This window comes from Tabrizicola sp. (genome assembly GCF_016792905.1).
In the GTDB taxonomy this organism is placed as follows: Bacteria; Pseudomonadota; Alphaproteobacteria; order Rhodobacterales; family Rhodobacteraceae; genus Tabrizicola.
This window is the reverse complement of sequence record NZ_JAEULP010000028.1, coordinates 1-20,671: the sequence shown is the minus strand read 5'-3', so window position 1 is coordinate 20,671 and position 20,671 is coordinate 1. Positions and strand designations below refer to the sequence as shown.

Annotated in this window: 21 protein-coding genes; all 21 read left to right on the top strand. The window is 65.1% G+C overall.

Going from position 1 to position 20,671, the window contains the following annotated elements; translation table 11 throughout:
- Nucleotides 1–796 (top strand): PP2C family serine/threonine-protein phosphatase (locus JNL31_RS06010; protein ID WP_294971093.1); only part of this gene is annotated, 796 nt, incomplete at its 5' end.
- A gap of 3 nt (nucleotides 797–799) precedes the next feature.
- A complete protein-coding gene (locus JNL31_RS06005; RefSeq protein WP_294971090.1) occupies nucleotides 800–3,223 on the top strand; it encodes a hypothetical protein in 2,424 nt (807 codons plus the stop codon).
- 103 nt (nucleotides 3,224–3,326) lie between these two features.
- Entirely contained in the window at nucleotides 3,327–5,420 is a 2,094-nt protein-coding gene (locus tag JNL31_RS06000) for a dynamin family protein (protein ID WP_294971087.1), read from the top strand.
- Nucleotides 5,421–5,450: 30 nt separating this feature from the next.
- The gene (locus tag JNL31_RS05995; RefSeq protein ID WP_294971085.1) at nucleotides 5,451–6,404 is read left to right on the top strand and encodes a dynamin family protein; all 954 of its coding nucleotides are present in this window, start codon (nucleotides 5,451–5,453) and stop codon (nucleotides 6,402–6,404) included.
- Between the two features lie 18 nt (nucleotides 6,405–6,422).
- Entirely contained in the window at nucleotides 6,423–6,794 is a 372-nt protein-coding gene (locus JNL31_RS05990; protein ID WP_294971083.1) for a hypothetical protein, read from the top strand.
- A gap of 18 nt (nucleotides 6,795–6,812) precedes the next feature.
- Nucleotides 6,813–7,724, top strand: coding sequence for a hypothetical protein (locus tag JNL31_RS05985; RefSeq protein ID WP_294971080.1), 912 nt, complete (start codon nucleotides 6,813–6,815; stop codon nucleotides 7,722–7,724).
- Between the two features lie 320 nt (nucleotides 7,725–8,044).
- Entirely contained in the window at nucleotides 8,045–8,338 is a 294-nt protein-coding gene (locus JNL31_RS05980) for a hypothetical protein (protein WP_294971078.1), read from the top strand.
- Nucleotides 8,339–8,356: 18 nt separating this feature from the next.
- Nucleotides 8,357–8,578, top strand: coding sequence for a hypothetical protein (locus tag JNL31_RS19135; protein WP_366928922.1), 222 nt, complete (start codon nucleotides 8,357–8,359; stop codon nucleotides 8,576–8,578).
- Between the two features lie 61 nt (nucleotides 8,579–8,639).
- A complete protein-coding gene (locus JNL31_RS05975) occupies nucleotides 8,640–9,311 on the top strand; it encodes a Hint domain-containing protein (RefSeq protein WP_294971075.1) in 672 nt (223 codons plus the stop codon).
- Between the two features lie 75 nt (nucleotides 9,312–9,386).
- On the top strand, nucleotides 9,387–10,232 hold the full coding sequence (locus JNL31_RS05970; protein WP_294971072.1) for a flagellar motor protein MotB: 846 nt from the start codon (nucleotides 9,387–9,389) through the stop codon (nucleotides 10,230–10,232).
- Between the two features lie 90 nt (nucleotides 10,233–10,322).
- Nucleotides 10,323–11,630, top strand: a complete 1,308-nt coding sequence (locus JNL31_RS05965; RefSeq protein WP_294971069.1) for a flagellar hook protein FlgE — start codon at nucleotides 10,323–10,325, stop codon at nucleotides 11,628–11,630.
- Between the two features lie 6 nt (nucleotides 11,631–11,636).
- Entirely contained in the window at nucleotides 11,637–13,100 is a 1,464-nt protein-coding gene (gene flgK / locus JNL31_RS05960) for a flagellar hook-associated protein FlgK (RefSeq protein WP_294971066.1), read from the top strand.
- Nucleotides 13,097–14,095: a flagellin gene (locus JNL31_RS05955; RefSeq protein ID WP_294971063.1), complete on the top strand. Its 999-nt coding sequence runs from the start codon at nucleotides 13,097–13,099 to the stop codon at nucleotides 14,093–14,095. The genes flgK and JNL31_RS05955 overlap by 4 nt, the downstream gene beginning before the upstream one ends.
- Nucleotides 14,095–15,186 (top strand): flagellar basal body P-ring protein FlgI, encoded by a 1,092-nt coding sequence (locus JNL31_RS05950; protein ID WP_294971060.1) that lies wholly within the window; start codon nucleotides 14,095–14,097, stop codon nucleotides 15,184–15,186. Before JNL31_RS05955 ends, JNL31_RS05950 begins: the two co-directional genes overlap by 1 nt.
- A 548-nt stretch (nucleotides 15,187–15,734) precedes the next feature.
- Nucleotides 15,735–16,349, top strand: a complete 615-nt coding sequence (locus JNL31_RS05945; protein ID WP_294971057.1) for a ribonuclease H-like domain-containing protein — start codon at nucleotides 15,735–15,737, stop codon at nucleotides 16,347–16,349.
- Nucleotides 16,330–17,292 (top strand): KpsF/GutQ family sugar-phosphate isomerase, encoded by a 963-nt coding sequence (locus tag JNL31_RS05940; RefSeq protein ID WP_294971055.1) that lies wholly within the window; start codon nucleotides 16,330–16,332, stop codon nucleotides 17,290–17,292. Before JNL31_RS05945 ends, JNL31_RS05940 begins: the two co-directional genes overlap by 20 nt.
- A gap of 2 nt (nucleotides 17,293–17,294) precedes the next feature.
- Nucleotides 17,295–17,897 carry a hypothetical protein gene (locus tag JNL31_RS05935; protein ID WP_294971052.1) on the top strand — a complete coding sequence of 201 codons (603 nt, stop codon included), beginning with the start codon at nucleotides 17,295–17,297 and terminating at the stop codon, nucleotides 17,895–17,897.
- 23 nt (nucleotides 17,898–17,920) lie between these two features.
- A complete protein-coding gene (locus JNL31_RS05930) occupies nucleotides 17,921–18,409 on the top strand; it encodes an LptA/OstA family protein (protein WP_294971049.1) in 489 nt (162 codons plus the stop codon).
- Entirely contained in the window at nucleotides 18,409–19,167 is a 759-nt protein-coding gene (lptB, locus tag JNL31_RS05925) for an LPS export ABC transporter ATP-binding protein (RefSeq protein WP_294971047.1), read from the top strand. The genes JNL31_RS05930 and lptB overlap by 1 nt, the downstream gene beginning before the upstream one ends.
- 224 nt (nucleotides 19,168–19,391) lie before the next feature.
- Nucleotides 19,392–19,967, top strand: coding sequence for a ribosome-associated translation inhibitor RaiA (raiA, locus tag JNL31_RS05920; RefSeq protein WP_294971045.1), 576 nt, complete (start codon nucleotides 19,392–19,394; stop codon nucleotides 19,965–19,967).
- Nucleotides 19,968–19,998: 31 nt separating this feature from the next.
- A complete protein-coding gene (locus tag JNL31_RS05915) occupies nucleotides 19,999–20,463 on the top strand; it encodes a PTS sugar transporter subunit IIA (RefSeq protein WP_294971042.1) in 465 nt (154 codons plus the stop codon).
- The last annotated feature ends 208 nt before the right edge of the window (nucleotides 20,464–20,671 follow it).

The window sequence follows — 20,671 nt, the reverse complement described above, 5'->3', positions numbered from 1 at the left end:
GATCCTGCGCGGCGTGGCCGACCTTGCCAATGAAACCCTGCGCCAGCACACCCGCAGCCACCCGGAAACCGACGGCATGGGCGCGACGCTGGTGGTGCCCGCCCTGGTCGAGAACCGGCTCTGGTGGATCTCGATCGGCGATTCGCCGCTGTTTCTCTACCGAAACGGCCGGCTCAGCCAGTTGAATGAAGATCACTCCATGGCGCCGCAGATCGACTTCATGGTGAAGTCGGGGCTGATGGATCCTCAGGTTGCGGCGAACCATCCCGACCGGAACTGCCTGATTTCGGTGCTGATGGGCACTCGGATCCCGAAGATCGACTGCCCCGCTAAACCTTTCGAGCTGAAGGCGGGCGACATCGTGGTCTGCTCGTCCGACGGACTTCAGTTCCTGACCAATGCCCAGATCGAGAAGGTTCTGGCCAGATACCGCAAGACCCGCTCGACCGAGATTGCGGAGCGTCTGCTGGACGAGTTGAACCGGTTGGACGATCCGGACCAGGACAACATCAGCTTCACCGTGATCAAGGTGAACGATGCCTCCGTGCGCCCGAGAGAAGTCCACCCGCGTGGCCCGTCGCTGGCGGTTCAGCGGCCGCGGCGGCTGACGACGATTGCGCCGGAACATATCGTTCTGCCCATGCAGAAGCCAATTGCCGTCCCGACGCCGGAACCAAGGGTCGCCAGGACTCCGCGACCGGTTGTGCAGGCGGTGCAAGAAAGCAACCCTGAGCAATCAGTCGAGGATTTGTCGGCGGTACGGTTGCGGCCACGGCGAGTCACCGTCATAAAGTAGCGCATGGCAAATCCGGACGGAGAACTGACAGTCGCCCAGCGGCTTGGCCGTGCGCTTGACCGTGGGCTGTTGCCTGCCGGCGGCCCGGCCGAGGCGGCGGAACGTCTGATCGAACGGCTGGAACGGCCGGCCCGCGTGGCCTTGCTCGGCCTGCCGGGTTCTGGAAAGTCGTCCATCCTGAACCTGCTGGTCGGCGCCATTGTCGTGCCAGAGACTCTTCGCCTGCCAACGATCATCGTCCAGCACGGCGACGTTACCCGCATGCACTGCACCCTGACTGATGGCACCACGCGGATCATCCCCGGCAATGATCTGGCCGAGGTGCTGCCGCTGGCCCCCGCCCTGGTCACCCTGGAAATGGACCTGCCTGCGCTAGGGGTCATCAGCCTGCTGGAAGTATCAGCCGGACCGATGGAGGCAGAACAGAAGCGTGCCGCGACCTGGGCCAGCAAACGGGCGGATATCGTCATCTGGTGCACCACCTCCTACCTGCCCAAGGAGCAGGCGGTCTGGGAAAGCCTTCCCGATGCGGTCAAGGACAACAGCTTCATGTTCCTGACAAAGACCGACCTGCTTGGCAGCCGCGAGTCGGCATCGGCGATGCATGATCGGGTCGAACTGCGGGCGGGGGAGGAGTTTCGCCAGATATTGTCGATCTCGGCCAAGCAGGCCCGCGCGGCGATGCCGACCGGAGGCCAGGTCAACCGCGACCTGTTCCGCGACAGTGGCGCGTCTGCGGTGATCACAGCGATCAAGACACGCGTCCAGTCTGGTCGGCGCGCGGACATGGATACCGCGGAATTGCTGCTTGCCAGGCATGCTGAGGCGAGCGAACTGGTCGCGCGGCGCTTCGCGGAACCCGGGGCAGAGGCAGAGCCGACACAGAGCTGGACGCCCCCGCCCGAACCTGAGGAACAGGACGAAAAGGCGGAACGGGACGGCGCGCCGACGGCGGATGCAGCGGCGGCCGCGCGCGACCCTTCCGACATTACGACTGAAGAGGCGGTCGCTGCATCCGGCGAGGAGGAAAAGCCGCCCGAGACCGAAGCGCCGACTGGCGGGGCGCTGACCGAGCTGGAGCCGCGGGATGACCCGGAGCCGGACCGCGAGCCGGAAGTCGAGGATGAACCACAGCCAATGCCGGACGATGCGGCTTCGGCCGCTGCCATCATCCAGTCCGAGCCGGCATCCGCGACCCGGAAGCGGTTCGCCGACCGGATAAAGCGCATGTCGGGCGAGGGAGAGTCCGCCAGCGCACCGATGGTGCCCTTGAAATCGACATGGAAGTCAAAGGCCGAAGCCGAGCCGATTCCCGATCCCGAACCACAGCCGCCTCCGCGCCAGGTCGAGGCAACGCGGCGGCCCCGCGCTGCCCCCCAGTCCGTACCGGACGAGACCGACGGGGAGGCCAGGACAGCGTCCGGCGCGTCGTCCGCCCCTGATCATTCCGCCGAGCCTGCGCCCGATGTCGAACCGGACGCCCCTCAGCGTCGACCGCGCGCGGTTACGCCCCGACCGGAGCCTGTGGCCGAGGCGCCTCGATCCGTCCGCCCGCAGCTCTTTGGCGGGCGTCGCGCGGCGGGGCCTTCGGATTCGCCGCTGCCTGATCTGTCCGGCTTGCGGGCAACGCCCGAGGAGATCGCCGCAGCAGCGGAAGCACGCGAGCTGGATGGGCAGACAAGCGCGGAAGGTAACACTTCGGCGCAATTGGATGCGGATGACGACTGGGAGATGCCGGGCCCCGAAACGGAGCAGGAAGCGACCCCAGAGCCCGAGGTGCCTGCGGTTGTGCCTCGTGGCGCTGGGGACCGCCCCAGGCTGTTCGACCGTGTGCGCAAGGCAGAGCCCGCGGTACCGCAGCCAGCCGAGCCCGCACCGAGCGAACGTCCGGTGTCACGTTTGCCCGCCCCGCCAAGAGCGCCGCTTGCGTACGACAAGCCCGAGCCGACGGCTCCGCGGACTGCTGCCGATGACGCGCAATTCTCTCCGCGCGCCATCATGATGCGCGAGCGCCGGGTCGAACCCGACGCGCCCGCTCCACGGCGGGAACGGACCCGCATCGCTGCACGCGCCGTACCGGCCACGCCGGCACCGGTGGCGGCCGTTCCAGGTACGGATCAAAGCCTGATCGATGAGGCGATCGGGCTGATCGTCACGCGTTCGGAGGAACTGGCGCGGCAAATCGACCCGGAAGCCAAGGTTCCCGTTGACCTGATTCTCGATCACACACGCGAAACCGGCGAGCAGATTCAATCCGTGGTGTCACGCGGCCAATCCGATGCGCTGCGCCGAATCAACAGCGACCTTGGCGAGGTGATGGACCTCATCATGTTGATGCAGCTGGAAAAAGGCCACGCTCCCGCTGATGACGCCTTGACGCTGCTTCTACAACTTAGACGCGAATTGGAAACATTGCGCGCCGCCTGACTTCATTGTGAGCGTAGAATCGTCAAGAATGTGCCCAATTGGGACCACTTTCCAAACTTATGACAACATTGCGGGGGCTTGTGTCTGCCAGTGCTCGGCTTAGATGCATTGGACTCGCAAGTGTGAGGTGATCATGGGACTGGGTGCCGTTGCAGAGAACGAGGTTGAGCTTGACGGCGTTGCCGCTCAGGAGCCCGAGGTCGCGCTGAAACGCAACTTCCCGGGCCTTGGCCGCATTGCCGACGCGATCACCCAGTTCGAGGACGTGCTGCGCGATTTCGTAACCATGGCCGATCCGGACACGGCAAAAAAAGTTACCAGGATCATGAGCCAGGTTCGCGAGGTCGAGCCTTCGGTCACGGTCATTGGCCAGATCAAGGCCGGGAAGACCTCGCTCATCAATGCCATGATCGGCGCGCCGGGTCTGTTGCCCACCGACGTGAACCCCTGGACCTCGGTTGTCACGTCGCTGCACATCAACACGCCCAGCCCCGAGCTGAACGTGAAGGCCAAGTTCAAGTTCTTCGACAACGTCGAATGGGACAAGCTGGTTTCGAACGGCGGCCGGATCGGGCAGCTGGCGGCCCGGGCCGGCGCTGACGACGAACTGGAGAAGCTCCGCCTGCAGGTAGTGCAGATGCGCGAGAAGGCGCAGGCGCGCCTTGGTCGCAAGTTCGAGATGCTTCTCGGCACCGAGCACCGTTACGGCACTGTCGATGACACGTTGCTGCGCCGCTACGTCTGTGTGGGCGACGAGGAAGCTGGCGGGGCTGAACAGGGCCGCTTCACCGACATCACGAAGTCGGCCGACCTTTACATCGAGCGCGGAGACTTTCCGGTCCAGCTTTGCGTTCGTGACACACCCGGCGTGAACGACACGTTCATGATGCGCGAACAGATCACGATCAATGCCGTGCGCGACAGCCGGTCCTGTATCGTGGTCCTGTCGGCGCACCAGGCGCTGACGACGATGGACATGGCGCTGATTCGCCTGATCGCGCACCGCCAGTCGCGCGAGATCATCATCTTCGTCAACCGGATCGACGAACTGCCCGACCCGGCGAACCAGGTGCCCGAGATCCACCGCGCCATCCTGGAAACGTTGGAAAAGAACAACGCCCCGCCGGATATCGACATCATCTATGGATCTGCGCATTGGGCGAACGCAATCCTGGAAGGCAAGATCGACGAGATGACCGACGACTCGACCGAGTCGGCGATCAACTGGACCCGCGCCGCCTTTGCCGACAAGATGAGCGATTGGTCGGCCGAACAGTTGGTTTGGCACGCCTCGGGCGTCCCGGCACTTCTGGATGCCCTCGGCCAGCGGATGTACGAAGGCCCGGTGCGCGAAGCATTGCAGAAGTCCTCGCGCCAGGCGCTGAACCTGGCACAGAGCCTGGACGTGGTGGACCAGGTCCGCATCCTGGAATCGGACGGCCAGCTGAACCGGACCATGACCCCGCAGCAACTGGACGCGGAACTGCGCAAGATCGAGCTTGGTGCGGTCGAAAAGCTGACGCATCTGACGAACAACGTCTGCAAGGACTTCACCCACCGCATCGACCAGAGCTACGAGCGTTTCCTCGACCGGGCGACCAACAGCCTGATCGAACACCTTCAGGCAAATGGCGAGGATGCGACCTGGCATTACAGCCCGCTGGGCCTGCGGATGCTTCTGTCGTCCAGCTATCAGGTCGTGCTGAAGAAGATGCACGGCATTGCGGCCGAGGTGAACAACGAGACTGCGGTCAAGATCGCCGACCTCTATGGCCAGACCTTCTCGATCACGGTCGAGGGCTTCAAGATCGAGACGCCGGTCGTGTCCTACATCCCGCCGCCGATCAACCTGGGCCAGACCATCGCGCTGGACTTGCAGGTCAGCTGGTGGAAGGGCTGGTGGCAGCGCCGTCGGGGCTACAAGGCCTTTGCGCAGGATTTCAACAAGCTGATCCGTGCCGAGACCGACCCGATCATCAACGACCTGAAGACCATCCAGATCGGGCTTTTCCGCGAACGTACCCAGGCCACTCTGCGGGACTTCCTGCAGGAACAGCGCGAGCTTCTGATGAGCGCTCTGGCATCTTCCGAGATTTCGATGGAAGAGATGAAGGAACTCTTCGGGGTGAACGCCTGGGAAGACCGGCAGGAATGCCTTGCGTCCATCATGGATGAACTTGCCATTTACGCCGACTGACTTCGACGAGGGTACGAAAGGACCTGAGGAATGCCGCTGACCCGCAAGCCCCGCATCGCCATCATGGGCGAATTCAGCTCAGGGAAAAGCACGTTGTGCAACGTGCTGATGGGGGCACGGCCGCTTCTGGAAAAAGTGACGGCCACGCAACTTCCGCCGGTATGGTTGTCCTACGGTCCGGACGATGCCTACACGATGGGCCTGGACGGCCACGCCTATGACCTGGACCTGGCCGAACTGGAACGTGTCAGCCTGGAGACGACCGAGCATATCCGGATCTTCATGAAGAGCGACATCCTGCGCTATTGCGACCTGATCGACATGCCCGGGATCTCCGACCCGTCGATGTCGTCGGAAGTGTGGGAGCGGATGGCGCATCTTGCCGATGCCGTCCTGTGGTGCACCCATGCGACGCAGGCCTGGCGGCAGTCGGAATCCGGGGTCTGGTCGACGTTCCCGAAGGAAATGCAGCATAACAGCATCCTGCTGATCACCCGCTTCGACAAGATCCTCGGCGACAGCGACCGCGCCAAGGTGGTCAAGCGTGTGAAGCAGGAAACCGAAAACCTGTTCGCCGAGGTCTTTCCGGTGTCGCTGTTGCAGGCGATGCGGGCCGGTGACAACGAGGAAAAGTGGCATTCAAGTGGCGCCGACGCCTTCACCACTGCGCTGTTCGACATCATCCACCGCATCATCGACGAGGGCCACCCCGAGCCTGGCGATGAAGGCAAACCGGCGATCACCCCTGATTCCGCCGATGAAACAGAACTGGGCCAAAGCCTTATCGCCGAGACCTTCGAGCGACTGACCGTCATCCGCAACACGCCGGTCGTGAAGATCCTGCCGCGCCGGGTCGAGGCAAAGACCGAACGTCTGCTGCGCACTGAACGCCCGACCGCCGAGACCGGCCCAACCCTGGTGACATTCGCTGACAACATTGTCGGCACAGGCGACACCATGGCCGCTGGCCGGAAGATATCCTAAGCCGGGAAAGGCGCTATCTTGGGCGTGAACGAAAGCCTTGGCGCGGTGGTGAAGGCCTTCCCCCAGGCCCGCCTTGTGGCTTTTGCCGACCTGTCCTCGCGCATGATCCTGTCCACCTCCGGTACGCTCAGCACGACGCAGGAATATCTTGACCGCCTGTGCGACCAGGCGCGGGCCAGCTTTGACGATCCGCTGTTCTCGCTTTCGGTCGAAGCCTTTGGCGAGCCGCACTCGGCCGTTGTCCTCGGTCCCGACGCGCTGCGCGTGTTTCTGCGTTCAGACACCGAACCGGCCGACGCACTGTGCTGCATCTGCGATCACGGCATTGACCTTGGCGCATTTGTTGCCAGAATCCGCGACACGCTGGAAAACATCACCCATGGTGGGTGACGGGGGTCGGGCAATCCGTTGAACAGGGGCACGTTACCCATTCTCGCCCGTCTGCGAAGCCTGCAGGCGAGTTCCCGCATTGCGCCCGGCGGGGCAAGGGTCATTGCCGAGGCGAACGATCCCAATCCGCTGGCTCAGCTTCTGCGCGCCGCGAACGAGACGATGCTTGGCCGCTCCCTTCAGTTCGATTCCAGCGGTGGCCCCAGCCTTGCCCTGGACGTATCGGGACGCCGGGTGCTCCGACTGACCTCGGCAATCGGCCTGCCGGATGCTGACGCCTGCCTTGGGGTCGAGGTGCTGGAGGACGAGCACAAGGACAACCTGATCAAGCTCTTGCAGGCCATTGCCGCCCCCCGGCACGAGTTGCGCGTGACCGTCGGCCCGATCGGCCGGGGCGGGGAGGAAGTCAGCGTCGGCCTGCCGGTCGCTCTGTTGGCGGATCTGGTGCTGGTCGACCTGAACGAAACCGACCCGGACGAGCCGACAGCGATCGAGGTGGAACCGGCGCCCTTCGAACCGTCGCCGCCGGAGGCTATGGTCCGACCAGCGACAATGGACAGCGCGGCCGGCAGCGGCCTGGCAGTCTTTGCCGAGACGCTTGGGCCGGTACTGGTGGCATGGCTGATCCTCGATGACGCGCATCATGACAAGGCCGACGGGCCGGAGGAAATGGTCGATCACCTGCGCGGCTTCCTTGCGGACGAGCGCGATGCGCTGGATCAGCAACTGGACATGCTTGCGGCGGAGCCGGGCGGCCCGGTCTGCGTGATGCTGGGCGCGACGCTCCTTGATGGCCACAGCCTCGTCGCTGCGCGGGCAGCCGCTGCCCTTCTCCTGGGCGTGATCGAGGGCGATGGAACGCGGGCGGTCAGTTCTGCATGGCGGGCCGCATTGCATCAGGACCATCCTCGCAGCGCCCCCGCGGAGTAAGGCGCCCCGAAGACACAGGTTTCCTGCGGTCTTTCGAAAGGCTTACCAGGTGGCAACGATGCACCTGTTGCGCGAATTCCTTTGGCCGACTCTTTTGAGCATTCGCTCAATGTATTCCCAAGAGTTCAGGAAATGGTAAGCTTGTTATGGCCGAGAACAGCAGCGCGCAATACCCTTGGTGGTACGGCCGCAGGCGATGACCGCAACAATTACGGCGTCGTCTATCGCTCGAGCCTGGCAATCACGACGTCAGGCACCTACACGTTCTCGAGCACATCCGATGACGTTCACGGATCATCATCCGCGATTCAAGCGGTGCCGTGGTCTTCAACCTGGACAATGACTTTCACCAGTCCGCAACGACCAGAAGCGGCACCGTCTCGCTGACTGCCAACCAGACCTACACGATCGAGGTCTACTTCTGGGAGAATGCGGGCGCGGGCAGCCTGAGTGCGACCATCGCTGGTCCGAACTTTGCCGCGACGGACCTGGCGACGTCTACACTGATCCAGGTTCCACCGGTCGCAACAGGCCACACAGACGGCAACGACCGCATTCTCGGCGAAGCTGGCAACGATACCATCTTCGGAAACGGCGGCAATGATCAGCTGTAAGGCGGAGGCGACGTCGACCTGATCTACGGCGGCCTGGCCAACGACACCATCGACGGCGGCTCCGAAGCCGACACCCTCTATGGCGACGAGGGCAACGACATTCTGAACGGGGGGCAGGCGCCGACAGCCAGTTCGGTGGCGCGGACAGGGATCTGTTCACCTTCCAGGACGGTGACTTCGGGGTCGGGGATTCGGTCGATGGCGGCAGTTCGGGCAATGACTTCGACATTCTCGACCTGAGCGGCTACGGCTGGGCCCGACCGACATCTATTACACGTCGGCCGACCACGAAAACGGCTACGTGATCTTCTTCGATGCATTGGGCAACGAACTCGGCCGGATGTATTTCACCGAGATCGAGCAGATCATCCCCTGCTTCATGGCCGGCACTGAAGTGGACACCCCGGATGGCCCGCGCCCGGTCGAGAGCGTCCGTCCGGGGGATCTTGTCCACACGCTGGATGACGGCCCGCAGATCGTGCGCTGGGTCGGACATCGGACTCTTAGGCTTGCCGACCTCCTCAATGATCCCGATCTGCGGCCTCTCGAGTTTGCTGCAGGGTCGCTTGGGCCGGATGTTCCGGATCGTCCCTTGACGCTCTCGCCGCACCATCGGTTGCTCTTTTCCGGCGCAGAGTGCGAGTTGTGCTTCGGTGAGGTCGAGGTTCTTGCGCCGACGATTCACCTCGCGGAGCGACCGGGCGTTGGGCGGCCTCTTACGCCACTGACCTATGTGCAACGGATGTTCGATCGGCACCAGATCGTCTGCACGCATGGCGTCTGGAGCGAAAGCTTCCAGCCCGGCGGCCCGATGCTTGACGCGATGTCGGAACTGCAGCGCAAAGAACTGTTTCGGCTCTTTCCAGAGCTGGCAAGCGGCCAAACCTATGTCTCCGCACGCCCGACCCTGAAGGCGCATGAGACGCGGTTGCTCGCCCTCGCCGACTGTGACCGGGATGTGACCATTCGTTAAAAGCCAGCAGGTTAAGGCGGCGTAAAGGTCCCGCCTGCTATTCCTTCTCCTGGGTGTGAACTCGGGTGATTTGGGATGGCAGCGCAAAGCAATGTCGCGCCGGTCATCATCAAACGGAAGAAAGTGGTTGGTGGCGGGGGCCACCATGGCGGGGCCTGGAAAGTGGCCTACGCCGACTTCGTGACCGCCATGATGGCGTTCTTCCTGCTGATGTGGCTGCTGAACGCGACGACGGAAAAGCAACGGAAAGGGATCTCGGATTACTTCAATCCGACCATCCCGGTGAACCGCATCTCGGGCGGGGGCGATGGTGCCTTCGGTGGTGAAAGCGTTTTCTCGGAAGAGACGATGGCCCATACCGGGACCGGTGCGATGGATCGCAAGACTGCGGCGACCTCGTCCGGTTCCGCCGGCGACAGTGCCGGGAACGGCGCCGCAGGCGAGGGGCGCGCCCAGTCCGAGCTTGAGGACGTCGAAAAGGCCCTGCTCGCGCGGGGCGGTGAAAGCAACACCATGGAGCGGCTCCTGCGGCATGTCGTGACCAGGGTGACGGATGAAGGCCTGGTGATCGAACTCTTCGACCTGCCCGACGCGCCACTGTTCAACGCGACAACGGCCGAGCCGAGCCCGGTCTTGCTCGCCCTGTCCGACCTGCTTGCCGATGTCCTGAACCTGACGACGAACGAAATCGCCGTCTCGGGTCATCTGCGCGCGCTTCCGGTAACGCTGATCGACAACCCGGTCTGGGACCTGTCTACCCTCCGCGCCCAGGCCACACGCGAACTGCTGGAGAAGGCGGGCCTCGATACGGCACGGATGCAGCGCATCTCGGGCTATGCCGACCGTAAACCTGCGGTGTCTGACCCGTCGGCGGAACGCAACAACCGGATCGAGGTGATCCTTCTGCGTCGCGACCGATAATCGGTAGAATTTTAGCCGTTAGGCCCGTGTTAAGCGCCTTCGATGCAGGGTCGACACCACAGGAGTCGAAGCTGCAGAAAGGCGCTTTCCATGACGATTTCCTCCTCGCTTGCTGCGGGTGTGGCCGGGTTGAACGCCAATGCCACCCGACTCGCCTCGATCTCCGACAACATCGCGAACTCGGGAACCTACGGCTACAAGCGCGCCTCGACCGACTTCACCAGCATGGTCATCACCTCCTCGCGCGGGTCGGGCACCTATTCCGCCGGCGGCGTCCGTGCCTCGACCGTGCGCCTGATCGACGAACGCGGTGATCTCGTGGGGACCGGCAACCCGCTTGACCTGGCGATCGCCGGGCGCGGCATGCTGCCGGTGATCAACGAGGTGTCGCTCGGCAATGCGCTCAGCGACACGCCCCTCCTCATGACCCGCACCGGCAGCTTCCGCACCGATGCGGATGGCGTTCTGAAGACCGATTCCGGTCTTGTCCTGCTCGGCTGGCCCGCGAACGCCGATGGCACCATCCCCTCGAACCCGCGCGACACCATCTCGGGGCTGGTGCCGATCGTGATCAACACCAACCAGACGGCGGGCGACCCGACCACGACAATGAACCTGGGCGTCAACCTCCCCGCGACCTACACCGTCGCCGGATCCACCGCGACGCCGCCACCGCTGTCGGTCGAATACTTCGGCAACCTCGGCACCTCCGAGGCGCTGGAAGTGACCTTTGTCCCGGTGGTCCCGGCCACCGGATCATCGAACCAGTGGACGATGCAAATCCGCGACAGCGCGGGCGGTGGCACGCTGATCGGCGAATACAACCTGACCTTCGACGATTCGCGCGGCGCAGGCGGCACGCTTGCCTCGGTCACGGTGGTGTCCGGCGGGGCCTACAACGCGGCGGATGGCACCCTGTCGCTCAACGTCGCCGGCGGCCCGATGACCGTCGGGATCGGCCGCCTGGGTGATCCGAACGGCCTGACCCAGCTTTCGGACAACTTCGCCCCGGTCTCGATCACCAAGAACGGCTCTCCAGTCGGCAACCTGACCACCATCGAGGTCGACGAGAAGGGCTACGTCAACGCCACCTACGACACCGGCTTCACCCGACGGCTCTACCAGATTCCGCTGGTCGACGTGCCGAACCCGAACGGTCTCCTGTCGCTGTCGAACCAGACTTACCAGGTCTCGCCAGATTCCGGTTCGTTCTTCCTCTGGGATGCGGGCTCCGGGCCGACCGGCTCGATCCAGGGCTACTCGCGCGAAGGGTCGAAGACCGATGTTGCCGCCGAGCTGACCAGCCTGATCCAGACCCAGCGCGCCTATTCCTCGAACGCCAAGGTGATCCAGACGGTCGACGAGATGCTGCAGGAAACCACCAACATCAAGCGGTAACAGGCGATGAGCGTTACATCCGCCCTTGCCGGAGCCCTGTCCGGCCTCTCGGCCACCGCGCGCCAGGCGGAAATCCTGTCCTCGAACGTGGCCAACGCCACGACGCCCGGCTACGCGCGGCGCCAGGTCTCCCTGGGCTCGGCAGTATTGGCCGGACAGGGCCAGGGCGTTCAGGTGCTGGGCGTCACGCGGGATGTCGACCGCTACCTTCTTGGCGAACGGCGGATCGCCCAGGCCGGGAGTGGCGACCGCGACGTGCGGGCAGAGTTCCTGACCCGCGTCGAGCAGGCGCTTGGCACGCCAGACAGCGCAGGATCGCTGGCCGCAAGGCTGGCCGCCTTCGACCAGGCGCTGGTCGAGGCCGCGGGTCGACCGGAGTCGCAGGCCAGGCTGAACGGCATCGCCACAACGGCAAGATCGCTGGCCGCGGGATTGGCGGATGCGACGGATGCCATCCAGGCCGCCCGCGCCACCGCCGACCGCCAGATCGGCGATGCGGTCGGCACGCTCAACTCCACCCTCGCGCAATTGCAGGAGTTGAACGTCGAGCTGAGGTCCTTTACCGGCGCAGGTCGCGACATCTCGGCGCTGCTCGACAAGCGGCAGCAACTGGTCGACCAGATTTCCGCCATCGTCCCCGTGCGCGAGGTTCCGCGCGATCTCAACCAGATTGCCCTCTATACCGCCGGAGGCGCGCCGTTGCTGGACGGCTCGGCTGCGGTGATCGGCTTTTCCACCACCCACACCATCACCCCCGAGATGACCCAGGCCTCGGGCGGTCTCTCGGGGATCACGATCAACGGTCGTCCCTACGACACTGCCGGATCGGCAAGCCCGATCCTTGGCGGCACGTTGGGCGCCCTCTTCGCCGTGCGCGACGATCTGGCCGTCAGCGCCCAGGGCAGGCTTGACGCTGCCGCGCGCGACCTGGTCGAGCGCTTTTCCTCGGCGACGGTCGACCCGACCCTCGTCCCGGGCGCACCGGGCCTCTTCACCGATGCGGGCGCGGCCTTCGACCCCTTGAACGAGGCGGGGCTTGCCGGTCGCCTGACGCTGAACGCCGCCGCTGATCCGGCGCAGGGCGGCGCGCTCTTCCGCCTCCGCGACGGACTGGGTGCCGCCACGGAGGGCGCCCCCGGCAACGGCACCCTCCTAACCGCGTTGCACGATGCCCTGACCGGCGCGCGTCCGCTGTCGTCCGCCGGCTTCGCTGCCGGAACCCGCAGTTTCGCCACCCTGACGGCGGACCTGATGTCGGACGCTTCATCCCTGCGGCTTTCGGCACAGTCGGAACAGGGGTTTGCCGCCGCCAAACTGACCGCGCTTACCGATCTCGAAGCGCAGAACGGCATCGATACCGATCAGGAAATGCAGGAATTGCTGGTGATCGAGAAGAATTACGCCGCTAACGCCAAGGTGATTCAGGCGGTGGCTGACATGATCGACACGCTCATAAGGCTTGACGGATGACCCGGATCTCGATTGGCGACGCGAGCCTCACGAACATCCTTGCGCGGCAGGGGGCAGAGCTTCGCAGCCAGGTGCAACGCGCCTCGCAGGAAGTGGCAAGCGGCAGGTATTCCGACATCGGCGCGGCGGTGCGCGGGGATTTCTCGCCGCTGCTGGCCATCGACGCCAGCCTGTCGCGACTGGCGGCCTACAAGTCGAATACCACCGATGCCGCCTTCCAGACCGCCGCGCAGCAATCGGCAATCACCGGACTGTCGGACCTGGCTTCTGGGATCAGCACGACGCTTCTTGCGGCGAAAACCACCTCCACCCCCGCGCAGATCGCGACGCTTGGGGCAGACGCCAAGGGCAGGCTCGCCTCGGCAATCGGGCTTCTGAACACGCAGGCCGCTGGACGCGCGGTATTTTCCGGGACGGCAACCGACACCCTTCCCCTCGGCTCGGTCGAGGATATGCTGGCCGCCCTGCAGACCGCTGCCGCAGGGACCACGACTGCGGGACAGGTCGCGTCCGCAGTCAACGCCTGGTTTGCCGATCCCTTGGGCTTCGGCGCTTTCTACCAGGGCGACACGGCCCTCTCTCCCACGCCCATCGCCGCTGGAGAAGCAGCAGAGATTGCGACAACCGCAACGGATCAGGCGCTGCGCGACACGCTCGGGGGGTTCGCCATGGCCGCGCTGATCGACCGGGGCGTTCTGGCGGGTGATGCATCCGAACGTGCCGCACTGGCGCAACAGGCGGGCCAGCAGCTGATGTCGACCGAGGATGCCAGGACCACGCTGGCCGCCCGCATCGGCACGGTGGAGGCGCAGATCGAGGCCGCGCGCACCCGCAATTCCGCCGAGGAAACCTCGCTCGGCATCCTGCGCTCCGACATCGGCGCTGTCGATCCCTACGAGGCCGCGACCCGGTTGCAGACCGTCGAGTCGCAGCTGGAAGCGCTCTATCTCGTCACATCCCGCGTCTCGCGGCTGAACCTTGCGGAGTATCTGTGATGATCCGTTTCCTCCTGGCCCTGATCCTGATGGCCGGTGCCGCCCTGGCCGAGCCGATCCGGATCAAGGACCTTGTCGAGTTCGACGGGGTGCGCGGCAACGATCTGGTGGGCTACGGTCTGGTGGTCGGGCTGAACGGCACCGGCGACGGGCTGCGCAATGCCCCCTTTACCGAGGAGATCATGGCCAACCTTCTGGAGCGGCTGGGGGCCAACGTCACGGGCGAAGAATTCCGACCGAAGAACGTGGCCGCCGTTTTCGTGACCGCGCAACTGCCTCCCTTCGCCCGGGCCGGGGGGAGGATCGACGTGACCGTCTCGGCCATCGGCGACGCGAAAAGCCTCTTGGGCGGGACACTGGTGATGACGCCGCTGAACGGCGCGGATGGGCAGATCTATGCGGTGGCGCAGGGGACGATCATCGCGGGCGGTGTCTCCGCGACGGGCGAGGCTGCCAGCGTCACGCAGGGGGTGCCGACAGCGGGGGTCATCCCTTCGGGCGCGCGTGTGGAGCGCGAGGTGGAGTTCGACTTCGCGGGACTGCCGGTGCTGCGACTCGCCCTGAAGGCGGCCGATTTCACCACCGCCGCGCGGATCGAGCAGGCGGTGAACGGCGAATTCGGCGCGCGGGTGGCCGAGATGCAGGATGCGGGCACCGTGGCGGTGGATATCGGGGCGACGGGGATGCGATCGCCTGCACATGTGCTGGCCCGGATCGAGGGCATCCTCGTGGAACCGGAGACACGGGCGCGGGTGGTGGTGGACCAGCGGTCGGGGACCATCGTGATGGGGGCCGACGTGCGGATCAGCCGGGTCGCGGTGGCGCAGGGCAACCTGACACTGCGGGTCGAGGAGAGCCCGCTTGTCGTCCAGCCGAACCCGTTTGCCGAGGGGGAGACGGTGGTGGTGCCGCGGTCGAGTGCCTCCATCGGCAAGGATGGAAAGGGGCTCGCCGAGGTGCAGGGCGGGACCGATCTGGCCGAGGTGGTGGCCGGGTTGAACGCGCTGGGGGTGGCCCCGCATGACATGATCGACATCCTGAAAAGCATCAACGCGGCTGGCGCGCTTCATGCGGAGTTCGTCGTGAACTGAAGGGCTGTCCACGGTGGACAGATTTCTGGACCGTTCCAGATCAATAGGTTGCGCTTGGGCGTTAGGGATTTCGCAAGGAATCTGGTCACGGCCGTCCGATGAACCCAACCCTCTCCCCTCGGTGGAAGGCGAGGCGCGGGCCATGCTTGGGGCGTCCGGGTTCAACCGATGCCGGGTGAATGGGATGGTCGGGCGAGGCGGTTGGGGTTGCGCACGGCGGGATCGGGGCCGTGGGTTTCCACCTTCACCATCACTTCGCCGGGACGGGCACATTCCGTGAGTCCCCGCTTTCGCGGGGATGACGGGGATTGTCTGCATATGGGTGCGCATGGGGCGAGCCGCAGAGGGGGCGGATACCCTGCAGGTGGGCGCATATCCCGGAGGCATTCGGGGGCAGGAGGATTTGACGAGCGCCCGACCACCTGCTTGCGAGGAGGAGAACCCCTGCAGTGACCAGCGATCCGTTGCGGGGGTCCGGCGGGCCGCAGTTGACCCTGCGGGGGCGCGGGCGTAATCCGGAGGCTGCATCCCGAGACACGAGCACCGCCTTGGCCATCCATCTGCACCAATCCGACCTTCCCGACGGCCTGACCCTTGGCCCCGTTGTTGCCATCGACACCGAGACAATGGGCCTTGATCCGCGTCGCGACCGGCTGTGCGTGGTGCAGCTGTCGGACGGCAGCGGCGACGCGCATCTGGTGCAGATCGCCAAGGGCCAGACAGGGGCACCAAACCTGGAGCGGCTTCTGGCCGACCCCGACACGCTGAAGCTGTTCCACTTCGGCCGGTTCGACATCGCGGTGATGAAGAAGGCCTTCGGCGTCACCACCGCCCCGGTCTGGTGCACCAAGATCGCGTCCAAGCTGATCCGCACCTTCACCGACCGGCACGGGTTGAAATACCTTCTGGCCGACCTGGTGGGCGTCGATGTCTCGAAACAGCAGCAGACGAGCGACTGGGGCGCGGAAACGCTCACCGAGGCGCAGAAGGACTATGCGGCCTCGGACGTCCTTTATCTGCACCAGCTCAAGGCCGAACTGGAAGCGCGCCTGATCCGCGAGGACCGGCTGGACCTGGCGCAGCGGCTGTTCGCTTTCCTGCCGACCCGGGCCGAGCTGGACCTTCTGGGCTGGGAAGACGCCAATGACATCTTCCTCCACTGACTTCCTCGCCACCGGCCAAAGGGTGATCCGCCGCGAGGCGGGAGCGCTTGAGACCCTTGCCGGGGCGCTGGACGGCAGCTTCGCCAGGGCCGTCGGCCTTCTCATGGCGGCCAAGGGGCGCGTCATCGTGTCGGGCATGGGCAAGTCGGGCCATATCGCCCGCAAGATCGCGGCGACCTTCGCCAGCACGGGCACGCCCGCGCATTTCGTCCACCCCGCCGAGGCCAGCCATGGCGACCTCGGGATGGTGGCAAAGGGCGACGTGCTGATCGTCCTTTCGAACTCTGGCGAGACGACGGAGCTTGCCGATATCCTTGCCCATGCCAAGCGGTTCGGCATCCCGCTGATCGGGGTCGCGGGCCGCGAGGGGTCGACCCTGCTGCGGCAAGCGACGGTCGGCATCCTTTTGCCGCAGGTGCCCGAGGCTTGCGAGACGGGAATCGTCCCCACGACCTCGACCACGATGACGCTGGCCTTGGGCGATGCGCTGGCCATCGCGCTGATGGAGCACCGGGCCTTCACGCCCGAGCATTTCCGTGTGTTCCACCCCGGTGGCAAGCTTGGGGCGCGGCTTCTGAAAGTCGGCGACCTGATGCATGAAGACCCGCCGCTGGTGCCCGAGACCCTGGGCATGGGCGAGGCGCTGCTGGAGATTTCCCGGCGCGGTTTTGGCGTGGTGGGGGTGACGGATGCCAATGGCGATCTGGCCGGGATCATCACCGACGGCGACCTGCGGCGCCATCTGGAGGGCCTGATGCTGCATCGGGCGGGCGAGGTGATGACCCCGAACCCGCGGACCATCGGCCCAGGCGCGCTGGCCGGTGAGGCGCTGGCGCTTATGAACGACCGCAAGATCACCTGCCTGCTGGTGATGGAGCCCGACAGCCGCAAGGCCATCGGCATCCTGCATGTGCATGACTGCCTCCGCGCGGGTGTCGCGTGACCATGGCGCGGGTCGATCGCCATACCCGGCTGGTGGGCTGGCTGAAGGTCGCTCTTCCGTTGGCCGCGCTGGCGATCCTGTCGACCCTGTTCCTGGTCGCCCGCCGGATCGACCCCGACGCCGCGCTGCCCTATGCCGAGGTCGATGTCGAGGACCTCGCGCGTGAACCAAGGATGACCGCGCCGACCTATGCCGGGACGACCGAGGATGGCGCCGCGCTGACCCTTTCCGCCAGCGAAGCGCGCCCCGAGGCTGAGGGCGCTCCGGCCAAGGCGGCGGGGCTTCGGCTGGAGCTTGCCACCCCGGACGGCGGCCGGACCGAACTGCTTGCGGCCGAGGCACTGATGGACGATGCGTCGCGGCAGGTTCTGCTGTCGGGCGGGGTCACGCTGACCACCTCCTCCGGCTACCGGCTGGAGACGGCGGAAGTGGCCGCGAAGCTGGACCGCACGGGTCTGGAAAGCCGCACAGCGGTAGTGGCGAGCGGTCCGGCGGGGGAAATCCGGGCCGATGGCATGGTTCTAGGTCAGGACAACCGGACCCCCGGGGCCTATGTTCTGGTTTTCAAGGGCGGCGTCCGGCTGGTATACCAGCCCGGCGGCTGACACGGCGGCAAAGGTTCGAAGGCATGGCATTCAAGGTTCGGTCTTTCGCTCTGGCTCTGGCGCTGATGCTGGGAACGGCAGCGCATGGCCAGCAGAGGATCGCCTTCGGCGACCTGAACCAGGACACCTCGCTTCCCGTTCAGGTGCAGGCTGACCAGCTGGCGGTGAACAATGCGGATGGCACGGCGGTGTTCAGCGGCAATGTCGTGGTCACTCAGGGCGAGATGCAGCTTGCGGCGGGCGAGGTGAAGGTCAGCTATGGAGCGGACAAGAAGTCGATCGAGACGCTGATCGCCTCGGGCGGGGTGACGGTGACGAACCTGGGCGACGCGGCCGAGGCGAAAGAGGCGCTCTACACCATCGACAGCGGGCAGATCGTGCTGTCGGGCAACGTGCTTCTGACGCAGGGACCGTCGGCGATGGCGGGCTCGAGGCTGACGATCAACCTCAAGGACGGGACCGGGGTCATGGAAGGCCGGGTCACGACCACTTTCGTGCCGGGGGGAAACTGATGGCACGCGCTGACCTGACGGTCACGGATGGCTCGGCCGGGTTGCAGATCCGATCCTTGCGGAAAAGCTACAAGAAGCGCCCGGTGATCCGGGATGTCAGCATGGACCTGCACCGCGGCGAGGTGGTGGCTTTGCTCGGGCCGAACGGATCGGGGAAGACCACCTGCTTCTATTCCATCGCGGGCCTCGTGATGCCGGAAGGCGGGCAGGTGCTGATCGACGGCAAGGACGTGACTGCGCTGCCGATGTACCGGCGGGCGCGGCTGGGGATCGGCTACCTGCCGCAGGAGGTGTCGATCTTCCGGGGACTTTCGGCCGAGGACAACATCCTGGCGGTGCTGGAAATCGTGCAGCCCGACCGCCACAAGCGGCGCGAACGGCTGGAGGAACTCTTGTCGGAGTTCTCGATCACCCACCTGCGGCGGACCCCGGCGCTGGCGCTGTCCGGGGGCGAGCGGCGGCGGGTCGAGATCGCGCGCTGCCTCGCGGCGGACCCGAAGTACCTGCTCCTTGACGAGCCCTTCGCCGGGGTCGACCCGATTGCCGTGGGCGAAATCCGCCACCTGGTGCATGACCTGAAAAGCCGAGGCATCGGCGTGCTGATCACCGATCACAACGTCCGCGAAACGCTGGAAATCGTCGACCGGGCCTACATCCTGCACGACGGCAAGGTGCTGATGTCGGGCACCACCGACGAGGTCGTGCGGGATGAAAATGTCCGTCGGGTCTACCTCGGCGAGAACTTCCGCATCGTCTGAGCCAGACCCTTCCCGACCGAATCGACTCGGTTGACAAGCAGGCATCGGGCTGCGCCAAATGATGCCAATGAATGCGTTTCTGACCCCTGCTCCGAACAGGACTCCTGCGGTGAAACTGACCGGCAGACGCGGCGTGACGCAACGTTTTTCCGACCATTACCAGAAGGACCGGACGGTGCGGGCTGAGCCTGCGCCCAACCGGCAGCATGCGAAAAGGAGAGATCATGCGCTACCAGATCAGTGGAAAACAGATCGACGTTGGTGAGGCTCTTCAGACCCATGTGAAGGCGGAACTGGGCGAAGTGGTGGAGAAATACGCCCAGCGCCCCACCGAATGCGTCGTGGTTTTCTCGCGGTCGACCTATGAATATGTCTGCGAGGCGGTGATCCATCTGTCCACCGGACTGACCGCGCAGGCCAAGGGGCACGCGGCCGAGATCTATGCGGCCTTCGAGAGCTGCCGCGAGAAGATGGACAAGCAGCTGCGGCGCTACAAGCGGCGCATCCGCAACCACCATTCGAACCGTTCGGGCCCTGTTGAATTCGGCGGGGCGGCCTCGTATATCCTCGCCGCAACCGAGGACGCCGAGGAAGCTGAGCCCGACAGCCTGCAGCCCGTGGTCATCGCCGAGATGGAGACGAAGATTCCTTCGATCACCGTGGGCGAGGCCGTGATGCAGATGGAGCTGGCGGGACAGAAGATGCTGGTGTTCCGGAACGAAGGCCATGGGGGCGTGAACGTCGTGTATCGTCGTGAGGACGGCAACATCGGCTGGATCGACCCTCGCAACAGCAAGTAAGGCGCCAGGGGCGCAGGATCGTCACCGTCGGATGGAACTCTCCAAGCTATTGACGCCAGGCGCCGTTCGGGTGGTCGGGCAGTTCACCTCGAAGAAGCGGCTGTTCCAGGAGCTGGGCGAGATCGCGGCGCAGGCCTACGGGCTCAGCGGCGCGGCGGCGATCGACGGGTTGCAGGAACGCGAGTCGCTGGGGCCGACCGGCGTGGGGCATGGCATCGCCCTGCCGCACGCCCGGCTGGAGGACCTGAAGGGGATCATCGGGGTCTTCCTGCGGCTGGAAAGGCCCCTGGACTATGACAGCGTCGATCGGCAGCCGGTGGACCTGGTCTTCGGGTTGTTCGCGCCGAAGGATTCCGGGGTCGACCATCTGAAGGCGCTGGCCCTGGTCAGCCGGACGATGCGGGATCCGGCGGTGGTGGCGAAGCTGCGGGCCAATTCGGACCCGGCGAAGCTGTATGCGATCCTGACAGAGGCACGGGCGCCGCAGGCGGCCTGAGAATGTCCACGGTGGACATTTTCTGATTACATCTTTGAATCAATGGCTTGATTGCGGACGTTAGGTGTTGGTTAACTCAAGTTCCAACTGCAACACTTTTGGCGGCGAGAGCGATTTCTTCGGCGAGGGCTTGGGTGGGGGTTTTCCATCCGAGGGTTTTGCGGGGGCGGTCGTTCATGAGTTTGGCGATGTGGTCGAGATCGCGCTG

Excerpts from the sequence above, each read along its gene's own strand:
- JNL31_RS06005 (WP_294971090.1), top strand. The coding sequence starts at position 800 with ATGGCAAATCCGGACGGAGAACTGACAGTCGCCCAGCGGCTTGGCCGT.
- JNL31_RS06000 (WP_294971087.1), top strand. The coding sequence starts at position 3,327 with ATGCATTGGACTCGCAAGTGTGAGGTGATCATGGGACTGGGTGCCGTT.
- JNL31_RS05995 (WP_294971085.1), top strand. The coding sequence starts at position 5,451 with ATGCCGCTGACCCGCAAGCCCCGCATCGCCATCATGGGCGAATTCAGC.
- JNL31_RS05970 (WP_294971072.1), top strand. The coding sequence starts at position 9,387 with ATGGCAGCGCAAAGCAATGTCGCGCCGGTCATCATCAAACGGAAGAAA.
- JNL31_RS05965 (WP_294971069.1), top strand. The coding sequence starts at position 10,323 with ATGACGATTTCCTCCTCGCTTGCTGCGGGTGTGGCCGGGTTGAACGCC.
- flgK (WP_294971066.1), top strand. The coding sequence starts at position 11,637 with ATGAGCGTTACATCCGCCCTTGCCGGAGCCCTGTCCGGCCTCTCGGCC.
- JNL31_RS05955 (WP_294971063.1), top strand. The coding sequence starts at position 13,097 with ATGACCCGGATCTCGATTGGCGACGCGAGCCTCACGAACATCCTTGCG.
- JNL31_RS05950 (WP_294971060.1), top strand. The coding sequence starts at position 14,095 with ATGATCCGTTTCCTCCTGGCCCTGATCCTGATGGCCGGTGCCGCCCTG.
- JNL31_RS05940 (WP_294971055.1), top strand. The coding sequence starts at position 16,330 with ATGACATCTTCCTCCACTGACTTCCTCGCCACCGGCCAAAGGGTGATC.
- JNL31_RS05935 (WP_294971052.1), top strand. The coding sequence starts at position 17,295 with ATGGCGCGGGTCGATCGCCATACCCGGCTGGTGGGCTGGCTGAAGGTC.
- JNL31_RS05930 (WP_294971049.1), top strand. The coding sequence starts at position 17,921 with ATGGCATTCAAGGTTCGGTCTTTCGCTCTGGCTCTGGCGCTGATGCTG.
- lptB (WP_294971047.1), top strand. The coding sequence starts at position 18,409 with ATGGCACGCGCTGACCTGACGGTCACGGATGGCTCGGCCGGGTTGCAG.
- raiA (WP_294971045.1), top strand. The coding sequence starts at position 19,392 with ATGCGCTACCAGATCAGTGGAAAACAGATCGACGTTGGTGAGGCTCTT.
- JNL31_RS05915 (WP_294971042.1), top strand. The coding sequence starts at position 19,999 with ATGGAACTCTCCAAGCTATTGACGCCAGGCGCCGTTCGGGTGGTCGGG.